This is a genomic window from Lysinibacillus sp. GbtcB16, from assembly GCF_019091145.1.
Lineage (GTDB): Bacteria > Bacillota > Bacilli > Bacillales_A > Planococcaceae > Lysinibacillus > Lysinibacillus fusiformis.
Genome location: NZ_JAGXJV010000091.1, coordinates 1 through 663, shown reverse-complemented (window position 1 = coordinate 663; position 663 = coordinate 1). Strand labels below are relative to the sequence as shown.

Here is a 663-nt window from a genome sequence, read left to right as displayed (position 1 = left end):
TAATAAGTGTATAACACGCTTTATTATCTAAATTCAGAAAAACAAATCACTTAAAAAAATGATTCTAGTTTTCGAAATACCTTAATTAAACTCAGCATTCAACATAAAAGACCCAAACCAATAAAAATTGATTTGGGTCTTTTTCAAACGACGATTATATCAGTACCTAACATTATTGTCTGATACCCAGCTTTATTGTATTTCAACATCTGCACTTGCTTTTTGATGATTAATCCTTCAAATTATTGTGTTCTTTTTAATCCTGCTCCCATCAATAAAACATCAATTTCTCTATTTTTTTCATCTTTAAAATTTTTAAGTATCGAAAAAATTTTTTCGACATCTAATGTATCTGGAGAATCTGGATGCCATGCTTTTCCTTCTAAAGCCAACGAGTAAAAATTTACAATTCCCCATGCTTTCTCAATTAATTCGTCTATATGTTTCATTGTTAATGCTGCGTCTTTTGGCAACTGTCCTTTATCAAAGAAATACTTCATATCATTATGAGCGTAAACATTATCTCGCCATATAAAAAGGTTATTCAAACACTCCTTTTTTTCTTTTTCCAACAGTGTAATCGCTTACTTGTTCTGTGAATAGCACCTATTGGTATATACCACAATATATTTTTTACAGTAATTTTCTTCTTATGAAAGTGTT

At 29.3% G+C, this 663-nt stretch carries 1 protein-coding gene; it reads right to left on the bottom strand.

Translation table 11 applies throughout. From position 1 onward, the window contains the following. Positions 1-242: 242 nt before the first annotated feature. Positions 243-572, bottom strand: a complete 330-nt coding sequence (locus tag KVT27_RS23450; RefSeq protein ID WP_217582057.1) for an AbiU2 domain-containing protein — start codon at positions 570-572, stop codon at positions 243-245. Between the last annotated feature and the right edge of the window lie 91 nt (positions 573-663).